Raw genomic sequence first — 18,503 nt, forward strand, 5'->3', positions numbered from 1 at the left:
CCTGGCCACCCGCCGCCGACGCCGGAGCCCCCGGGTTTGCTCGATCAGGTACGGCTGCTAAACCACGGGGTCGGGGACCAAAAGTGACAGATCATTCGGGGTGCTCGGGTCGCAGCAGGCCGGCTCCTGGTGGGTAACCACGACGGCGTCGCTCACCACGTCAGCCAGCCTGCCGTGGCGGGCGTAGGCCTGCCGCTGAAGCCGGGCACCGGTTCCGTTGCTGAAGATCCGGTGCAGGGATGCTTCGACGTAAGTGTCGTCGCCCGCTTCGACCAGGGCGTCGCGGACATGGTTATGGAGTGCGGCGATGACGTTGCGTGCAGACTCCGGCTTGTGGGTCAGCGGGTTCAGCAGTTCGCCCTGGATTCCCCACCGGCTGGCCAGCCAGGACCCCTGACGCAGGATGATGGCCGAAACCATGTCCGGCCCCTGGCCCGATTTCCATTCACGGGCCGCGGTCTCCACCAGACCCCGCACCAGGGCGGCGATCAGGACGGTGTCGCGGGGATCGAGGCAGACGTCGGACACCCGGATCTCCACCGTGGGGTGGCGGGCGGAGAGGCGGGCATCGAAATCAGGGTTGTTGACTACCCCCGTTGCGGCAAGGTCGGCTACCTGCTGGTGGTACGCCTCGGCAGAGCCGAAGATTTCGGTCGGCCCGGCGGAGGACCACCGGTTCCAGGCCTGGGTGCGGTAGCTGGCATAGCCGCTGTCAGCGCCGTCCCAGAACGGGGAGTTGGAGGTCAACGCCATCAGTGGCGGCAGCCAGGACCTGATGCGGTCCAGGATCGCGACGCCTTCCTCGTCGGAGTCCACGGAGACATGGATGTGGCAGCCGCAGGTCAGCTGTTTACGGGCCGTTACCGCAAACTTTTCCAGCAGCGCGTCATAGCGGGTGTTGCTGGTGGAATGGGGTGTCACCGCCAGCGGGGAGGTGGCGAGGGCGGCGATCCGGGCGCCCGCTTTCCGGGCAAGCGAGTCCGCGAGGGCTCGGCCGGACAGGATCTCGGCGGAGAGTCCGCTCAGGGTGCTGTGCGGGTGGGTGATCACTTCGATCTGTTCCTGGTGAAGCTCGACGGCGAGCATCGGGTGCGTGGAAAGGTCCCGGGGTTCGCCCGGGTCCTGGAGGCGCAGCAGGTCTGCGGCTAGCGGCAGGGGACTGCCGTTGGAGGGATCAACGATCAGGAATTCTTCTTCTACACCAAAGGTACGCACTACCTAAGTGTGCGGCACCAAAAGCAGCCCCAGATCCACACGTGTTCACGGCATCCGTGAAGGCACAGTGGGGCATCCGCGAGGGCCGCCTGAAGCGGTTTAAATCCCCTATATCCGCGGGTGCCCTTTCAGTTCCATAATGGCCACATAGGCTTCGGGGACCCTCGTGCCGATGATGGCTGGCGCGGCGCAGGAGAGTCCCAGGTGGCCGCCCCGGCACTTGGCGCAAGGGGTGGCCACGCGGCACCGGACAGGGTGGTTCCGGATCCGCCACCGGGGGAGAGCATCGCCACCAACGCGAAAGCAAGGCACAAAGGAAATCATCATGCTCAAGGATTCAACCATCATGGCTGTCCTCGCTGCGAAGGACATCAACAGGGCGAAGGATTTCTATCGGGACAAGCTGGGCCTGGAACCGTCCGATTCCATGGAGGACGACAGCCTGTTTTACAGCGGCGGCAACGGAACGGGTTTCCTGATCTACCAGACGGAGAATGCCGGGACGGCCAAGAACACCCAGATGGGCTGGGAAACGGACAACCTTGAAGGCGAGATGGAGGAACTGAGGGGCCGCGGCGTCGTCTTTGAAGACTACGATTTCCCCGGTCTGAAGACGGAGAACGGCGTTGCCGACAATGACTGGGGGAAGTCCGCCTGGTTCCTGGACAGCGAAGGGAACATTCTCAACATCTCCCAGCGCAAGTAGCCGGCCGCGGGGCTCATTGGCGCACGAAGGGGCTGCACTTGCCGCGCAGGCAGGTGCGCCCCCCTCTCGCGCGCCCTCAGGAATCGACGCGCCATCTTCGTGCCGGCCCTGAAATTTCAGGGAAAGTAAGGCCTTAACCGGCCGGCGTTCCTACTGAGCCGCTGAGACCGCGCGATAGGTAGCGATCACGACGCCGGTCGTTGTGGTCACGCTACTGGCGAGCCGGAGTTCTGACGAAGGGCCGCCGTCAGGGAACAGGCGGCGGCCCGAACCGAGAACCAGCGGGTGGATGAGGAGCACGTACTCGTCGATGAGGTTCCCGCTACTCAGCGACTGGATCAGCTCACCGCTGCCCAGGATGGCGATGTCCGGCCCCGGCTCCTTCTTGAGGGTGGCCACAGCGTTTGTTGCATCGCCCTGGAGGAGTGTTGAGTTTTTCCAGGGCAACGGTTCGGCCAGGGTCCTTGAGGCGACGTATTTCCGGATGTTGTCCAGGACCTCGGTGAAGGGGTTGTCCGTTTGGTGCGGCCAGTAGCCGGCGAAGTCCTCATAGGTGCGCCGCCCCAGTAACAGGGCACCTGTTTGCGCCATCCCCTCACCCATTACACGTCCCATGACGGGGTCGTTGTAGGACAACGCCCAGCCGCCACGCTGGAACCCTCCGCGGGTGTCCTCGTCGGGACGGCCCGGCGCCTGCATGACCCCGTCCAGCGACAGGCTAATGGTGACGCTCACTTTTCTCATGGTGGTTTCCTTGCAGTACCACAGCGCGGATGGGTAACGGTCCTATTATCCCGCGCTATCCGGCGGTGGGGCGAGCGTGTAAGCATGGGGCTCAGTGAAAATGGCACGTTGAGGAGGACCTGATGAAATCCAACGAACTGTTGCTGGACACCTTCGGCCGGATCAGGGAGACGGTGGAGGCCACGCTTGAAGGGCTCGACGACGGGTCGCTGGCACGGCGGCCGGCGGGCACAGGGAACTCTATTGCATGGCTGATCTGGCACCTCGCCCGCGTGGAGGACGCCCAGGTGGGTTCCGCCGCTGGCCTGGACCAGGTTTGGACGTCACATGACTTTGCCAGCCGTTTTGGCCTGCCGCTGACAGACCGGGACACCGGCTACGGACATTCAACCCACCAGGTCGACACGGTGCGGGCCAGGCCGGATTTGCTCCTTGAGTACTACGACGCCGTCCACCGGCAGACCATGGGTTTCCTGGAGACCCTCACCGATGAGGACTTGGACCGCATCGTTGACAAACGTTGGGATCCGCCCGTTACCCTCGGCGTGCGGCTGGTCAGCACCATTGCGGACTGCCTCCAGCACGTGGGGCAGGCCGCGTACGCCAAGGGGCTGAACGCCGGGTAGAGGACGGACTGGATCAAGTAGCAGTGGCTACGCTGGGGCCATGGACTTTCTTATCCGGCAGGCCACTCCCGACGACGCTGAAGCCGTGGTGCATATGCACACCCAGGCCCACGAGGAGACCTACGGGGACCGGCTGTCGGCGGAGTTCTTCAACGCCCGGCGGGCCAGCATTCCCGAACGGGTGGAACGTCGTCGACCATATCTGGCCAGCAGCGACCCGCGGATCATCGCCGTGGATGCCAACAACGAGGTGGTGGGTCTCGCCGACTCGGGTCCTCGCCGGGATGAAGACGGCCCGGAGGCGCTGGAACTGTATTCGCTGTACGCGCTCCGGCGGACGCACGGCACCGGGCTGGGGGCCGCGTTGCTGAAAGCGGCCATCGGCGAAAGCCCGGCCTATCTCTGGGTGCTGGAGAACAATTCCCGAGCGCTCGCCTTCTACCTCAAACACGGCTTTCGGCCCGACGGCGGGCGCGGGCAGCTGCCACCCGAGTGGGAAGAACTTCCCGAGATCCGCATGGTCCGTCCGGCGCGGCGCGGGGCGGGTAGTGATCATGCGGACCGGGTCGTTGCCGGATAAGGGTTGCCAGCCCCCTCGGAAACGCCGGCAATCGTGGGTACGGTGGCGTCATGCAAAAAATATCGATTGAGGCTTTGGCCCGCCAGCAGATCACTGCAGCTGTTGCGGCACCCAGCGGTCGGGCAGCCGACACCGCGTTCGGCGGGCATGAGAAGAAACTGCGCCAGACCGTCATGGCCTTCCGTGCCGGCACGCAGCTCAGTGAGCACCAGAACCCTGGCGAAGCCACGGTCTACGTGCTGAAGGGATCTGTCTGGCTGCGGGCTGGCGCGGAGTCGTGGCAGGGCAAGGCGGGGGACCTCCTGATCGTGCCGGACGGGCTGCACAGCCTGGAAGCGGAAGAGGACTCGGCGGTGCTTTTCACGGTGGTCAAGACCGACCGCTAGCTCCTTTGATCGCCCAGTGCTGTTCGTTCCTTCCGGCGGGAGGCTAGAGCAGGCGTGCGAGCGTGCGGCCCACGGTGCGGCCGGTGAAGAGGCAACCGCCCAGGAAGGTGCCTTCGAGCGCGTTGTAGCCGTGGGCGCCACCGCCACCGAACCCGGCAGCTTCCCCGGCGGCGTAGAGGCCAGGGATGCGGGACCCGTCCTTGCTGAAGGCTTGCCCGGTGAGGTCGGTCTGGATGCCGCCGAGGGTTTTGCGGGTGACAATGTGGAGCCGCACGGCGATCAGCGGGCCGGCGGCGGGGTCCAGGATCCGGTGCGGTTTCACCGTGCGGAACAGCCTGTCGCCCAGGAAGCGGCGGCTGTTGTGGATGCCGATGACCTGCGCGTCCTTGGAGTAGGGGTTCTGGATTTCCGCGTCCCGTTCGGCAATCTGCCGCTCGACCAGCCTGTGATCGAGCAACGCTTCGCCGGTGAGGCCGTTCATGCCGCTGACCAGGCTGGCCACATTGTCGGCGACGACGAAGTCGGCACCGTGGTCCTTGAAGGCTTCGATTGGAGCCCCCGCGCCGCGGCCAAGGCGGCTCCGGAGCAACAGTTTAAGGTCCCGGTTGGTGATATCGGGGTTCTGCTCGGAACCGGACAGGGCGAACTCTTTTTCGATGATTTTCTGGGTGAGGATGAACCAGGAGTGGTCATACTGCTGAATGTCCGGGGTGGTGCGGAGCAGCCTGAGGGTGCCAAGTGTGTCGTAGCCGGGCAACCCCGGGGCGGGAAGCCGGCGGCCCAGGGCGTCGAACCACATCGACGACGGCCCGGGCAGGATCCGGATGGCGTGGTCCGGCCAGATGGGGTTCCAGTTCTGGATGCCCTCGGTGTAATGCCACATACGGTCGCGGTTAACCAGCCGGACACCGGCCAGGTCCGCGATGCCCAGCATGCGGCCATCCACGTGCTCCGGGACTCCGGTGATCATCTTCCTCGGCGGGGTGCCAAGGCGGTCTGGCCACCAGCGGCGCACCTGTTCGTGGTTTCCACCGATCCCGCCGGTGGCGATGACCACAGCGTCGGCATGCAGCTCAAATTCGCCGATCTTCTCGCGGTTCGAGGCCATGCCGCGCAGCGCCGGATCGGGTGCCAGCACGCTCCCGTGCACTCCGGTGACTGTCCCGCCGTCGAACAGTAGTCCGTCCACCTGGTGACGGAAATGAAACCTGACCTGGCCCGCCTCTGACGCCGCCCGGGCCTTGTTGGCGAACGGTTCGGAGATTCCGGTGCCCGTTCCCCAAGGGACGTGGAAGCGCGGGACGGAGTTGCCGTGACCGCCGGCCCGGCCATCGCCGCGTTCAGCCCAGCCGACGAGCGGGGTGAATTTCACGCCTTGTTCCCGCAGCCACGACCGTTTCTCGCTGGCCGCGAACTCGACGTACGCGCGTCCCCACCGCTGTGCCCACTCGTCGTCGGGATGTTCTCCGTCGAGCCGGTCCCATTGGGCCGAGCCCTGCCAGTCCTGCCATGCCAGATCGAAGGAATCCTTCACGCCGAGCCGGCGCTGCATGGGGGTGTCCACCAGGAAGAGGCCGCCGAGGGACCAGAAGGCCTGGCCGCCAAGGTTGGCGGCGTTCTCCTGGTCAAGAATGGCCACCCGCTTGCCCGCCCGGACCAGTTCATTGCTGGCTACCAGCCCGGCCAGGCCGCCGCCGATGATGATGACGTCCGCATCCATCCGGTACCTGCGATTCGTTTGTCGCTGACAACTGAGGTCAGCTCAAACCTACATCAGTGGCCAGCCGTGTCTTCGGCCTTTTCTCCAACGACTTGCGCCTACCATGGCGAGGCCAGCGAGGAACGCCGTTGTATCTTCCGCCACCCGCTCCGGGCACTCCCACAGCACCAAGTGCGCCACGTCGGGGTACACCTTCAGCACGGAACCGTGGATCCGGGCGGCCAGGGTTTCCTGATCGGCGCGAGGCAATATGCCGTCCTCGGCGCCCCACAGGATCAGCGTGGGGGCGTGGATGGTTCCCGATTCGGTGGGTGGGGTGACCTCGCACAGTCCGTTGAGGATGCCCTTCCAGGCGTGGGCCGGCATCCTGAGGCCGTCGCGCACGCGGTCCTCGAGGAACCACGGCGGAACGTGGTGGAGCAGGGGGAACCAGGCCAGGGAATCCCGGACCCAGCCCTCGTCGAGGGGGTCGGTCAGGCGGTCCACCTCGTCGGCGAAAGCGGACCGTCCCCGGAGGCTCAAGGGGGCGCCCACCAGCACCAGCGCCGCAACCTTTTGGGGATGGACAATGGCCAGTTGCTGCCCAACGTAACCGCCGCTGGAGGAGCCGACGACGACGGCGCTCGGCACGTTGAGGGCGTCCAGGATCGCGGCGGCATCCTCAGCCTGCTCCGCCAGGGAGTAGCCGCGCTCCGGTTTGTCCGCCTCGCCTTGCCCGCGGAGGTCCGGGGCGTAGATTCTGCAGCCGGTCAGCAGGGGTATCAGGCGGTCAAAGCTGCCGCTTGATTCGCCCCAGGCGTGCAGGAGCAGCACCGGCTTCGCACCGGCGTCGCCGTGGATCAGGCACGGTACCGTGATGCCCGTGCGCAGCCTGAGATACCGGACTTCGGAGTCCATGGAATAAGGCTACGTGCAGGCGGCCTTCAGCCGGTCAGACGATATTGATCCAGTAGCGTCGTTTGCCGTTGCGGGTATCCTCGCAGACCCCGCCGTTCTTTTCGATGATGGCCCGGGAACCGGCGTTGTTCTCATCGCAGGTGAGAAGAACCCGGCGGATTCCCAGTTCCCGGGCCATCGGCAGGGCATCGGCCAAAGCGGCTGCGGCGTGGCCGCGACGCCTGGCGGAAGGCCTCACGCTGTAGCCGATGTGCCCGCCCTCGTTGAGGAGGAAATCGGTCAGCTCGTGCCTGATGGCCAGCGAGCCAAGGAACGTGTCACCCTCCACAATCCATAAGTACGTGCAGGGTACGTGCTCCGGCTTGCGCGGGCTCTCCGGCAGGGCATCGTTGACAAGGGCATCGACAAAGCGGCGGAACGTCCGGGCATCGGTGAGTTCTGCCAAGGACCAGTCCGCCGGGCCTCCGCCGTCCCGGTTGGCGCCCTCAAATTCAGCGGATCCTTCCAGCCAGGAGGCGTGATAGCTGACGTCCGGAGCGATAAGAACTGGCATCACACGATGGTAGTCGATGGGTCCGCCAGGGACGCCAAATCCTCAGCCCTTCTTGTTCTTGCCTTTCCCCTCGGCGCCTTTTCCCTGCTCCGGGGCAGGGGCAGGGGCTGGGGCCGGTATTACGGCCGGCGCGGCGGGCGCCATGTTTACCTGGGCGGCCTGCGCGGCGGCTTCTGCATCGGCCTTGGCCTTCTCCGCTGCTGCCGCTGTTGCCGCGGCAGCCGCTGCTTCTTCAGCTGCCTTCGCTGCCGCTGCGGCTTCTACGGCGGCATGGAGGTCTGCCCTGACCGCGGCGATCCTGGCCACGATGCTCTGGCGCCGTTCCTCGGAAACCTGGCCGCTGCCGGCTGCGGACCCCACGTCCGTTTCCAGGCTGTCCAGCGTCTTGAGCGCGGCCGTGTGATCGGTTGCGGCCGCTGCCTGGCTCACGCCGAGCACGAGTTCCTGAAGGTGCTGGGCAGTGTCGCGCTGCACACCGGTATCGGCCGGACTGCAGCCAGCGAGCGATGCCGCCAGCACCAGGGTGGCGGCAAGGCCGGCTCCCCGGGCTCCGGTGCGGTGGCCCGTGGAATGGAAGCGGGTCATGGTTCCACACTCTTCTGAAGTTCCTGAAGGTGGTCACCCAGCGTGCCGCTCACCGCAGGGTAAGGCACGACGTCGGGTGTGGGCTCTGGCGCCTGGCCCGCGGTCAGTGCCGCGGCCCCGCCTGCCAGCGCAAGAAGGATCAGGATGGCCGCCACCGGGAGACGCATTTTCTTTCCCGCACGGGTTGACCTCCTTCGGCGCGTTCCCCGGGGGCCGATGGGCTGATCGGCATCGGGCACCAGCCTTGACATCGCGGCGGTGGCGGAATACCCGCCGTCGGCGCTTACATTAGGGAGCCTGGCCGGCAGGTTAAGGGAGGGAGATTCTGCTGTGACGGACGGCGTCCTGAACGGCATGGCCGGGATAAGGCGCGTGGTTTCCGGTGCGAGTTCGCCGGGAGTGGACGTCGGCGAGACAAGGGCCCGCCGCAGCGCCGTCTCTATGTCCGCAGCTATAGGGCGTTCCAACGGCTCGATTGCCGTCATGGAGCGGATCAGGTCGGCCCACTCGGCCGGGAGCTCCGCCGGAATTTTGGGCGCGCGGTGCAGCCGGGCCACGGCGGATTCCACAGCGCTGCCGGGGTATTCCATCGTCTGCTTGATGCATTCGAGCAGGACCAGCCCCAGCGAATAGATGTCTGTGGCAGGGGTGAGCGGCGAGCCCATAGCCTGTTCAGGGCTGAGGTACGCCGCGGTGCCCACCATGGCTCCAGTAGCGGTCAGGCGTGTTGCATCAGCGATTCGAGCTATGCCGAAGTCTGCGACCTTGGCCCGCAGTGGCTCCCCGGGCCGGGTCTGCACCAAGAGGATGTTGCCCGGCTTGATATCGCGGTGGAGGATGCCAAGGCCGTGGACATAGGCCAGCGCGTCAGCGATGCCGGCTCCTATGACGGCGAGCTCGTCCAAGGGAACAGCGCTGTGCCTGATCCGGCTGCGCAGATCCTGCCCCTCCACCAGTTCCATCGTCAGGAACGGCCGGGGTTCATCCGGGATGCGTTCGTCGACGCCGACATCGAGCAATGTCACGAGGCTGGGATGGTTCAGCGTCGCCAGCAGCGTGATTTCAGCTTTCTGCCGTTGAAGCTCGTCCGCATCGGGGGCCTGGGGTGCGAAGAGCTTCAGAGCCACGTCCCGGCCCAGATTTTCATCCCTTGCACGGTAGACGGACGACATGCCGCCGCGGCCGAGTACCTCACCCAGCCGGTAGCGTCCGCCAAGCACGTCAATTCTGATGGAGCCCGGCGATTCCGCCAACATACCCGTTCCTTCCGGTGCGCTGCGGCAACGTGTACCTAAATCATAAGGCACCTTACTATATGCAAAAACCTCGTCGAATCACGACCGCGCGAAATAAGACCCATCCGCTTGCTCAGTGGCTACGAATTACGTCGGAAGCGATGTCTCCCGCCTGGGAGCGGCGCTGTCACAAATGATTCCGGCAGGCGAAGGATTTCCAATGACCGACTCGAAGTACACGCGCTTCCTTGCCGACTGCATCATGGTCGAACCAGAGAATCATTTTGGGCTTACCGAAGATGAAATGTACGGCGTCTACGTCAGCTGGTGCATCCTGAACCGAATCGATCCCCGGGTGCCGGCTGTATTTTGGACCGCCATGGCGCGGAGTGGGCATGATCAGCGCTGGCTCGCCGCCGACCGCTATTTCAGGCCGGGGCTGCGCATGACCGGCCCGGCAGCCGTGGATTACATCCTGTCGAGCCAGCCGACCCTGGTCTGACCGTCCCCTCGAGGAGCCGCGTCGGATCCGCTGCGTGACGCGCCCGTCCTCCTGATCGAGCGCTTAGCCCGTGGTTGAGGTCGGAACCGGCGTGGGAGCGACCGGTGCTGCTTCGGTTGGCGCCGTGGTGGCAGCTTCTTGCGGGGGACTGCTCTCCGGGGCCGCTCCACCGGTGACAGGCGTTGCTGGAGGCGGTGCCGCCGTCGTGGTTACGGACGGCACAGGCGCCGGCGCGGTGGCTCCCGGGGTGGGTGCCGCGCTCGATCCGGAGGTCGAGCCGGGAACCGGAGTAGCTGATGTCGACGGCGTCGCGGAGGTGCCGGTGCCCTTCGTGGCGCTGGGATCGCTTTGGAGGACCTCCTTGATCTGCTCTTTGAATGCGTTGAGCCGTCCCTGGATTTCGGACAATGGGACGTTCTGGAGGTTCCGCCCGAACTCGGCAATTTCGGCCCACAGCGCGTTGAGCCTGGCCGTGCCACCGTCGCTTAACGGCCCGTCGAGCGTGAGAACGAGCTGGCTGGCCAGCGCATACGTCAGGCAGCGGAGGCAGTTGTAGTTGGCGGCCGCGGACAGATTCTCCGGCACGACCACATCCGCCTGACCCACGATTAGCACCACCTGAAAGCCCACGGCCACGGCGGCGCAATCGGCGCAGCTGGCAAACGCGTAGGCCTCGTTGGTGGTGTCCACGGGTGCGCCGTCTTCGGCCCACACCAGCGCGAAGGCGACGTCGTAGGCCACGGAGCCGTCCGTTGTGTTCGCCGCCAGAGCTTGGTTGCCGTCTTGCTCCGGGGCGGCGGGCTGGTTGAACGGGAACACCCACGACGGCGCCGGGGCGGCACTGGCCGTGGTATCAGCCGCTGTGCCGGTCCCCGTAGGGCCGGTCCGAGGCACCAGGACCATGCTGAGCTGGGGGTTTTCGCGCGTCGGCTTCGCTGCTCCTGCGGGCCACAGCGCCACCGTCGTCCCGGTCCCGCCTTCCCGCAGGGCGGAGTGGGCCGCCGTCGGAAATACCGCTGTGGTGACGTCGGCCAGAGTGCCGCGTTCGTACGGCTGCACCGGCCGGTACGTGTCTGCTCCGGGCCACCATGCCCAGGCCAGCCCGGCGGTGACCGCTGCGATGGCGGCCATCGCCACGGTCCGCTGCAGCGTCTTGCCGCGGGTCTGCTGCCAGAGCCCGGTGGTGAGTTGCCGGACCAGCCGGAGCAGGATGTAGCCAATGCCAAGGATGGGGAGGCCGACGGCGGCGATCGCCAGGGCGCGCACCGCGGCTCCGGCGATGTCCCCGGCCGCCAGGCTTCCGGACAATTCCGATTGCTGCTTCAGGACGCTGGCCCACGCCGTGCCCAGGAGCCGCGGCAGCGAGAGCACCATCATGACCAGGCTGAGCACCAGCAGTGGCACGGTAACCAGCACCCAGGCCGTCACCACTGCCCGGGCCCATGGCTTGAGCACCTGGGCCGCGGGGTCTGTCCGGCGCCACGGCAGCAGCCCCAGCAGGGTCGGTTTGATGCGCTGGAAGAGGTCCGGAACGCCGGTGGCGTCGGCCAGGATGTGGTAGCCGTCAAACCGCACCAGCGGCAGCAGTTGCCGGACCATCTGGAGGATCTGGGTGACCACCACCAGCAGCAGTGCGTCAAAGCCGGTGGCCCACCAGACGCCCATGATGGCCACAGCCACGATCGCGTTGAAGTACAGCCCGCCCAGGTCGGTGCGCAGCCGGCCGCCCCGGCCCAGCCGGTAGGAGTCGGTGACATCGGTGAAAAACGCTGGCCAGATCAGGTAGAGGCCGGCCCCCATGGCTCCCGGTGTTGCACCGCCACGGCGTGCGGCGGCAGCGTGGCCGAACTCGTGCAAGCCGGCGGACAGGACAGTCACCGCCAGGACCAGCAAAACGAGCGCCGGGTTGGCGAACGCATTGTGGGTTGCGGAGGCGAGTCCCTTAACCAGGAGCACCCACCAGCACGCCGCGATGAAGGCTGCGCACACAACCGCCACGATGAGCGGGTGGAAGAGCACCGTGAAGGGAGCAGTGAGCTTGCGGGTACCCTCCGGATCCGTGACGGTGTAGCGGAAGCGCATGCCCAGCAGGGGATCAGCTTTCCTCACTTCCGGCTGCGAACCGTCCGCCAGCCGGAGCAGCCCCAAGGGCAGCAGCTGGGATGTGATCAGCGTGCGGACGTTGTCCGCGCTGACCAGCTTTCCGAACCGGCCGCTGGCGTGGGCCGCGACCTGCTCGGTGGTTCGCCGTCCGTCCACGGCTTCCAGCACCAGGTACAGCAGGCGTGTCAGCGCGATGGCCTGGCCATCTGACCTGCGGACCAGCGAGGGCGGCTCACGGTAGCCCGAACCCTTCGGTTCACCGAGCAGTTCCACGCCATCGGCCCGCACGGGAACGTCGGGCAGAAAGGAGGCGGGAAGGGAGGAGGCGGGCAGGCCGACGGCGCCGGCCGTGGCCGTGGCAGGGGAAGCTGGCGGGCCGTCCATCCTGGGCGGCCCGCCGTGCACTGTGCTCATTTAGGGGTGCTCACGGGGGAGGTGGTGGCCGGACTACTGCCGGAGATCGGACTGCTGATCGGCGGAGGCGGTGGCTTCGCCGTCGATGTGCTGGCTGATGATGGCGTCCTGCTGGGCCACAGCGAAAGCGTCGCTGTCGATGGAACCGATGTTCGCGGCAACAGCCGCGTCGATTGGTGCGGCAACGTTGGCGTTGGCAGCTACGGCACCGTTGATCGGGGCCGTGATGTCGGCGTCGGCAGCGAGGTCCACATTGACGTTCAGGAGGTCCCCGTCCAGGGCCGCGGAAGGATCCACGGGCACCGCTCCAACATCCGGAAGTGCGCCGTCGAGTACCTGACCGCCGTCCACCGCTCCGTCGCCCGGAGACGCAGGAGTCCCGCCGTCAACCGTTCCCTCGTCGGCCGTGTCTGAACCTTGGTCAATGATGCTGTCCTGCGTGGAGTCAGCCGTGGCATCCGCGGTGATGCCCTGGTCGATGATGACTCCCTGGTCGGCGAGGGCCTGGGCCTCGGATCCGAAAGAGAGGATGTTTGCGGAGGCAGCTGCGTCGATCGGGGCTGCGACGTTGGCGTTGGCCGCGACAGCGAGATCGATAGGTGCAGCGGCGTTGATGCCCAGGTCCAAATCGGCGTTCAGGTCCAGGACGGAGGCAACTTCCTTGTCGGGGAGTGCCGTGCCGCCTTGTGCCATCAGTTCTTCGTCGCTCAGCGGGTTTAGTCCCTGTTCAGTGCTCATGCGAAACTCCAGTTCCGGCACGGTCGCCGCTGCCCCCAGTGAGCAGTCTCTACGCCGACGTGCCTAACGCCAGTCAATAGTAAGCATGATGATCATCTTTCGGTATCCCTGGGCGAAGCACATTGTTGAGTGTTTCTTGCCTACATCACATCCGGGGGCGGTACTCTGAGGCGCATGGAGATGCGCCTTGAAGTTGTCCAAGTACCCGTGGCCGATGTCGACAGGTCGAAGTCGTTCTATACGGAGAAACTGGGCTTTGTCCTTGACCACGACGTGGAGCACATCCCTGGGATGCGAGTCGTGCAGCTGACGCCGCCAGGTTCGGCTGCCTCGATCGTCATAGGAACAGGAATGACCAGCATGACGCCGGGCAGCCTCGAGGGGCTGCAGCTTGTGGTACCCGACATTGGTGCGGTCCATGCCGAGCTCGTCCGCCGTGGCGCGGATGTCAGCGAGATACAGGACATGGGGGGAGTGCACTTCTCCCACTTTGCTGACCCGGACGGCAACCGCTGGGTCATCCAGGGCGCAACATCACCGGACGTCCGGGATGCACACCTGAACGAGCCCACGTTATAGACGGCCGGATCCAGCGAGGGCGTAGGATGCCGCTATGGGACTAATAATTGGGCTTCTGGTCATCTGGCTTGTTCTTTCGATCGTTGGCTTTGCCGTCAAGGGCCTTATTTGGCTGGCGATCATCGGCCTCATCCTGTTCGTCGCTACGGGCGTATGGGGTTGGGTGAAGCGGAAGTCCAACGCCTGACCGGGGACTAAGTGCTACGCACGAACCCCGAAGGGGGCAGTTCGTCGACGTGCGACGTGCGGGGCATGCATGAGGACCTGACGTTCCGCTGATCAGTGACCAGTTGGCTGAGGGCCATTCGAAGGGTCGTTTCTGCTACCCGGGTGCGACGGCCTCAGTACTTCCTGCTCCCTTGCCGGTTGCGGACTCCACAACTCGCCGCGCAGCGAAGCCGGTCAGTGAAGCCACGGTGGCAGCCATAAGCATGCCCGCCAGCAAGTAGGTCATAAAGAGCGCCGGAAACGGTGTCTTTTCGTCGATGAACGGCGACGGCGCCATGGTCCAGAGGATGCCGACTGCCCACGCAAGAGAGTTGACGGGAATCCACCAGTAGGAACGCGGGATCAGGCGACGCAGGACAAGCCACTGGAGGGCCGGAATCGACACCAAGAGCAGCACCGCGCCCCCGATAATCCAGGGCAGAGCTGACGGAGAGCCCGGATCGAAGCCGGCGATCGTGCTGGGCAGCATACCGATGGACCATGCGACTGCGGCACCCCCTGCGGTAGCCATGACCCACCAGGAACGCCGGACGGCCGATGGACCAAAGCCGATCGATTGCGCGACTCCGAGCAGGGCCCCTTCGCATGCGCCGGCGGCAATCATCAGCGGGTAGACGACAAAGCCGGGTACGACGGCCAGCGCCAATACTCCACCCACCGCAGCCGGGATCATGAATCCGATCGTTTCCCCTACCGTGACTGTCAGCACCCATCGCCGCATGAATGAGCCCTTCATGCCGACGTCGCCAGCGTGGTCGCGACCGAACGACTGCTGCCGAAGGTGGGTGCTTGGGTGTTTTCGGGGCAATTGCATGTCATCTCGCGTCCTCGACGGCGGTGAGGCGACGAACCCCTCCTCTCCCAGTGTGCGCCGCTAACCGGCGATAGTGCCCACAAGTCATGGAATCCTCCTGACCATGGCGGCTATTGGCTTGGTCACGCTGTGGCCAAGCAACAGGACGTATACGCTTAGCGCAACTCGTGGATTACAGCGATGCCGCCGAACGCAGCCCTCAGGTGAGAGCGCCTTGGCCGATCGAAGGAACGACGATGAAAGCGCTTGTTTACCACGGTCCCGGCCAAAAGGCCTGGGAAGACGTACCGGATCCCAAGGTTCAGAAGCCCACCGACATCATTGTGAAGATCGAAACCACAACCATTTGCGGCACCGACCTGCACATCCTCAAAGGCGACGTTCCGGCTGTCGAAGTCGGTCGCATTCTCGGGCACGAGGGCGTCGGCACGATCACTGAGATCGGGTCCGCCGTTACTGGCCTTAGCATCGGCGACCGTGTGATCATCTCGTGTATCTCCGCATGCGGGCATTGCGACTACTGCAAAAAGGGAGTCTTCTCCCACTGCCTGGGGGAAGAGGGAGTGGCAGGGATCGGTTGGATCCTCGGGCACCTCATCGACGGGACACAGGCCGAGTACGTGCGCGTCCCGTACGCCGAGACTTCCGTCTACAAAATCCCCGACGGCGTCAGCCCCCAAGCGGGAACACTGCTTTCCGACATCCTGCCCACCGGCCACGAAATCGGCGTGCAGTACGGGGCCGTCAAGCCCGGGGACGTCGTCGCGGTGATTGGTGCCGGTCCTGTCGGGCTCGCCGCTATCACCACAGCGCAGCTCTACGGTCCCGCACGAATCATCGCAATCGACGTCGACCGGAACCGTGTGGAGCAGGCGAAACTATTCGGCGCCACAGACGGCGTTGTGTCGACGGATCCTGGCTGGAAGGACCAGGTGCTTGCCCTCACCGACGGCCTCGGAGTCGACGTTGCCATCGAAGCTGTGGGAATACCGGAGACCTTCGCCATGGGCCTCGAGATGGTCAGGCCCGCCGGTCACGTCGCCAACGTGGGGGTACACGGCAGAGGTGTGGACCTGCCGCTGGACAAACTCTGGATCTCGAACATCACCATCACCACCGGCCTGGTCAACACCAACACGACCGGCACGCTACTCAAGCTCGTCGCCCAACAAAAACTAGCGGTGGACCAATTCGTCAGCCACACCTTCGATCTCCATGACATCGAAAAGGCATACGACACCTTCTCCCGGGCCGCCGAAACCAAGGCGCTCAAGGTAATACTCAACGCTTGAGCAGATGCTCCAGGGATGCAGCCCCCTGACCGGCACATCCGGATCCCTGGATACAGGAGGGTTAAGATGAATTTCCAAAGATCGACCGCCGTGGGAGCGACGTGACCGGGCAGGGGCACGCAGCACACGGTCCTACTGAAACGCCCGAGAGGACGGGGCTTTCGGCGCACGAGGTTGCCGTACGCGTCCAGGCCGGTTCGATCAACATTGCGCCCGACCGTTCAAGCCGGAGCCTGTGGGAAATCTTCAGGGCCAACGTCCTGACCCTTTTCAACGGCATCGTCGCGGGTAGCTTCGTGCTGCTCTTGCTGTTGGGACAGTGGCGGGACGCGTTGTTCGGATTCGCAGCTGTCAGTAACGCCTTGATCGGTGTCGTCCAGGAATACAGGGCGAAACAGTCACTGGATCGCCTTGCTGTCCTGAACTCTCCACGGGCACGGGTGCTGCGGGATGGCATTGTTCAGGAGATCGACGTTGAAGACGTTGTTCAGGACGATATCCTGGTCCTCCGCGCCGGAGACCAGGTCCCAGCGGATGCCGTGATGCTGGACGCAGAAGGCCTGGAGGTCGACGAGTCCCTGCTCACCGGCGAATCGGATGCCGTGGAAAAGGGTGCCGGCGCCGAAGTGCTGTCCGGCTCCAGCATCGTCAGCGGCCATGGCCGGGCATCGGTTACCAGGGTAGGGGCGGAGTCCTTCGCGAGCCGCCTGACAGCCGAGGCCAAACGCTTCACCCTGGTCCATTCAGAGATCCGGCATGGGCTCAACCGGATCCTTCGATGGATTACGGTGGCACTGCTGCCCATCATGGCCGTGGTCGTCAACGGACAGATGCAAGGCCAGGGCGGATGGCAGCACGCCATCGCCACCGGAACCTGGACAGCCGGGGCAGTCGGTGCCGTCGCAAGCGTCATCGCCATGATTCCGCTGGGCCTGGTGCTCATGACAAGTGTGGCCTTCGCGGTAGGCGCCGTCCGGTTGGCGCGTCAAAAAGTGCTCATTCAGGAATTGGCCGCGGTGGAGGGGCTCGCCCGGGTTGACGTGCTGTGCCTGGATAAGACAGGTACCCTCACCGTGGGCAGGATCGTTTTCGACGCCAGCCACGACTCCGGCACCGAACCGCCCGCAGGGTGGAAGCAGGTGCTGGGCTGGTTCGGTGCAGACCAGAATGCCAACGCCACCGCCCGGTGCCTGGCCAACGCCTTTGCCTATGACGGGGCCACCCGTCCGCTCTCCTCAATTCCGTTCTCCTCCGCAAGGAAGTGGAGCGCGGTCAGCTTTCCCGCCGGCACCCCCCTTGCCGGGACGTGGCTGTTGGGGGCCCCGGAGATTGTCCTGGACCCACGGACCATCGGCGCGGACCACGCACTCGCGACAGCGGCCGGACTTGCCACCACAGGTCTGCGAACACTCGTCCTGGCCCACACACCCGAGCTCCCCACCGCCCGGGACGAGGACGACGCCGTGCTCCCCGCCACCCTGGCTCCCGCCGTTCTGCTCACCTTCCGTGAACAGGTCCGACCGGACGCAGCCCAGACGCTGTCCTATTTCAGGGATCAGGGCGTCGGGCTGAGGATCATCTCCGGGGATGATCCCCGGACCGTCGCAGCGGTTGCGCGGGAGGTCGGTGTGGACACGGACGGCGGCTTCGACGCCCGCCAACTGCCCGAAGATCCTGAAGAGTTGGCTGACGTGATGGAGCACCATCACGTGTTCGGCCGGGTCACGCCCGCCCAGAAGAAGGACATGGTCCGCGCGCTGCAAAGGCGTGGCCACGTCGTGGCCATGACCGGTGATGGCGTCAATGATGCCCTGGCACTGAAGGAAGCAGACATCGGCATCGCCATGGATTCGGCTGCTGCCGCGACGAAAGCCGTGTCGCGGCTGGTGCTGCTGGACGGTCGATTCGACAGACTCCCGGGCGTCGTCGGCGAAGGCCGACGCGTCATCGCGAACATCGAGCGAGTCTCCATGCTGTTCCTCGCCAAAACGGCTTACGCGGTCATCCTCTCGGTAATTTTCGGCGCTCTGCTGTGGGGTTTCCCGTTCCTGCCCCGCCAGTTATCCGCGACGGACGGCATCACCATAGGAATCCCTGCGTTTTTCCTGGCGCTGATGCCGAACGCCCGCCGCTACCGGCCAGGCTTCCTGAAGCGCTCGCTGTCCTTCGCCGTCCCGGCCGGGCTCATCATCGCTCTTGCCGTCCTCGCCATCAACGCGTATTTCCTATGGGCGGAGTCCGGCACCAGCGCCGCGGCGCGGACCGGTTCCGTTCTTGTGCTGACGCTGATCGCATTGTGGGTGTTGGTCGTTCTTTCGCGGCCCCTGAACCGTTGGCGGGTATTGATCATTGGTGTCATGTATGCCGCCCTCGCGCTTGTGCTGACCGTGCCTCTCCTCCAGGACTTTTTTGAGTTCACCGTGCTGGGCCAGGAGCGCCTGACAGCATCGGTGCTCGTAGCCCTCGCTGGCGTCCTCGCCGTCGAACTCCTGTTTCGCTTCCACCGCCGGCGTCTCAACGCTGATCCGACGTCCACCATTTAGTGCCAGCTCAGAGCATCAACGTCGAGGGCCGGGTAGGGCCCCC

The 18,503-nt window shown here is 65.2% G+C and carries 19 protein-coding genes; 9 read left to right on the forward strand and 10 right to left on the reverse strand.

The window, feature by feature from the left end; all coding sequences use genetic code 11:
* Positions 1-57: 57 nt before the first annotated feature.
* Positions 58-1,215, reverse strand: coding sequence for a glutamate--cysteine ligase (locus ACZY1F_RS04830; RefSeq protein ID WP_463940552.1), 1,158 nt, complete (start codon positions 1,213-1,215; stop codon positions 58-60).
* Positions 1,216-1,540: 325 nt separating this feature from the next.
* Between ACZY1F_RS04830 and ACZY1F_RS04835 the strand changes: the two genes are divergently transcribed.
* Complete coding sequence (locus ACZY1F_RS04835) at positions 1,541-1,921, forward strand: VOC family protein (RefSeq protein WP_463940553.1); 381 nt, start codon at positions 1,541-1,543, stop codon at positions 1,919-1,921.
* A gap of 150 nt (positions 1,922-2,071) precedes the next feature.
* Here the strand turns inward: ACZY1F_RS04835 and ACZY1F_RS04840 are convergent, their stop codons facing one another.
* Positions 2,072-2,665, reverse strand: a complete 594-nt coding sequence (locus tag ACZY1F_RS04840) for a dihydrofolate reductase family protein (RefSeq protein WP_463940554.1) — start codon at positions 2,663-2,665, stop codon at positions 2,072-2,074.
* 122 nt (positions 2,666-2,787) lie between these two features.
* Here ACZY1F_RS04840 and ACZY1F_RS04845 point away from each other — a divergent pair, with 122 nt between their 5' ends.
* The 3 genes from ACZY1F_RS04845 to ACZY1F_RS04855 are packed head-to-tail and all read left to right on the forward strand — an operon-like array spanning position 2,788 to position 4,257.
* Positions 2,788-3,291: a mycothiol transferase gene (locus tag ACZY1F_RS04845; protein WP_463940556.1), complete on the forward strand. Its 504-nt coding sequence runs from the start codon at positions 2,788-2,790 to the stop codon at positions 3,289-3,291.
* Between the two features lie 40 nt (positions 3,292-3,331).
* Positions 3,332-3,871, forward strand: coding sequence for a GNAT family N-acetyltransferase (locus ACZY1F_RS04850; protein ID WP_463940557.1), 540 nt, complete (start codon positions 3,332-3,334; stop codon positions 3,869-3,871).
* A 50-nt stretch (positions 3,872-3,921) separates the two neighbouring features.
* Positions 3,922-4,257 (forward strand): cupin domain-containing protein, encoded by a 336-nt coding sequence (locus ACZY1F_RS04855; protein WP_463940558.1) that lies wholly within the window; start codon positions 3,922-3,924, stop codon positions 4,255-4,257.
* Between the two features lie 43 nt (positions 4,258-4,300).
* On the opposite strand, the gene ACZY1F_RS04860 is transcribed toward ACZY1F_RS04855, so the two are convergent.
* The 5 genes from ACZY1F_RS04860 to ACZY1F_RS04880 are packed head-to-tail and all read right to left on the reverse strand — an operon-like array spanning position 4,301 to position 9,268.
* Positions 4,301-5,977, reverse strand: a complete 1,677-nt coding sequence (locus tag ACZY1F_RS04860) for an FAD-binding dehydrogenase (RefSeq protein ID WP_463940559.1) — start codon at positions 5,975-5,977, stop codon at positions 4,301-4,303.
* Between the two features lie 48 nt (positions 5,978-6,025).
* Positions 6,026-6,874, reverse strand: a complete 849-nt coding sequence (locus ACZY1F_RS04865; RefSeq protein WP_463940560.1) for an alpha/beta fold hydrolase — start codon at positions 6,872-6,874, stop codon at positions 6,026-6,028.
* 34 nt (positions 6,875-6,908) lie between these two features.
* A complete protein-coding gene (locus tag ACZY1F_RS04870; RefSeq protein WP_463940561.1) occupies positions 6,909-7,427 on the reverse strand; it encodes a GNAT family N-acetyltransferase in 519 nt (172 codons plus the stop codon).
* 42 nt (positions 7,428-7,469) lie between these two features.
* Positions 7,470-8,012, reverse strand: a complete 543-nt coding sequence (locus tag ACZY1F_RS04875) for a hypothetical protein (protein WP_463940562.1) — start codon at positions 8,010-8,012, stop codon at positions 7,470-7,472.
* Complete coding sequence (locus ACZY1F_RS04880) at positions 8,009-9,268, reverse strand: serine/threonine-protein kinase (RefSeq protein WP_463940563.1); 1,260 nt, start codon at positions 9,266-9,268, stop codon at positions 8,009-8,011. The genes ACZY1F_RS04875 and ACZY1F_RS04880 overlap by 4 nt, the downstream gene beginning before the upstream one ends.
* Positions 9,269-9,467: 199 nt before the next feature.
* On the opposite strand from ACZY1F_RS04880, the gene ACZY1F_RS04885 reads away from it, so the two are divergent.
* Positions 9,468-9,749 carry a hypothetical protein gene (locus tag ACZY1F_RS04885; protein WP_463940564.1) on the forward strand — a complete coding sequence of 94 codons (282 nt, stop codon included), beginning with the start codon at positions 9,468-9,470 and terminating at the stop codon, positions 9,747-9,749.
* 63 nt (positions 9,750-9,812) lie between these two features.
* Here ACZY1F_RS04885 and ACZY1F_RS04890 read toward each other — a convergent pair whose 3' ends face one another.
* Together ACZY1F_RS04890 and ACZY1F_RS04895 are read right to left on the reverse strand one after the other, a co-directional pair.
* Positions 9,813-12,266 (reverse strand): hypothetical protein, encoded by a 2,454-nt coding sequence (locus ACZY1F_RS04890; protein ID WP_463940565.1) that lies wholly within the window; start codon positions 12,264-12,266, stop codon positions 9,813-9,815.
* 33 nt (positions 12,267-12,299) lie between these two features.
* Positions 12,300-13,004, reverse strand: coding sequence for a peptidoglycan-binding protein (locus tag ACZY1F_RS04895; RefSeq protein ID WP_463940566.1), 705 nt, complete (start codon positions 13,002-13,004; stop codon positions 12,300-12,302).
* Positions 13,005-13,178: 174 nt separating this feature from the next.
* Between ACZY1F_RS04895 and ACZY1F_RS04900 the strand changes: the two genes are divergently transcribed.
* Together ACZY1F_RS04900 and ACZY1F_RS04905 are read left to right on the forward strand one after the other, a co-directional pair.
* A complete protein-coding gene (locus tag ACZY1F_RS04900; RefSeq protein ID WP_463940567.1) occupies positions 13,179-13,583 on the forward strand; it encodes a VOC family protein in 405 nt (134 codons plus the stop codon).
* Between the two features lie 34 nt (positions 13,584-13,617).
* Positions 13,618-13,770 carry an LPXTG cell wall anchor domain-containing protein gene (locus tag ACZY1F_RS04905; RefSeq protein ID WP_463916642.1) on the forward strand — a complete coding sequence of 51 codons (153 nt, stop codon included), beginning with the start codon at positions 13,618-13,620 and terminating at the stop codon, positions 13,768-13,770.
* 135 nt (positions 13,771-13,905) lie between these two features.
* Here ACZY1F_RS04905 and ACZY1F_RS04910 read toward each other — a convergent pair whose 3' ends face one another.
* The gene (locus ACZY1F_RS04910) at positions 13,906-14,532 is read right to left on the reverse strand and encodes a hypothetical protein (RefSeq protein ID WP_463940568.1); all 627 of its coding nucleotides are present in this window, start codon (positions 14,530-14,532) and stop codon (positions 13,906-13,908) included.
* Positions 14,533-14,861: 329 nt separating this feature from the next.
* Here ACZY1F_RS04910 and ACZY1F_RS04915 point away from each other — a divergent pair, with 329 nt between their 5' ends.
* Positions 14,862-15,917 (forward strand): zinc-dependent alcohol dehydrogenase family protein, encoded by a 1,056-nt coding sequence (locus tag ACZY1F_RS04915; RefSeq protein ID WP_463940569.1) that lies wholly within the window; start codon positions 14,862-14,864, stop codon positions 15,915-15,917.
* 101 nt (positions 15,918-16,018) lie between these two features.
* Positions 16,019-18,460 (forward strand): cation-translocating P-type ATPase, encoded by a 2,442-nt coding sequence (locus ACZY1F_RS04920; RefSeq protein WP_463940570.1) that lies wholly within the window; start codon positions 16,019-16,021, stop codon positions 18,458-18,460.
* The last annotated feature ends 43 nt before the right edge of the window (positions 18,461-18,503 follow it).

The sequence above is a fragment of the Pseudarthrobacter xylosi genome (assembly GCF_055412765.1).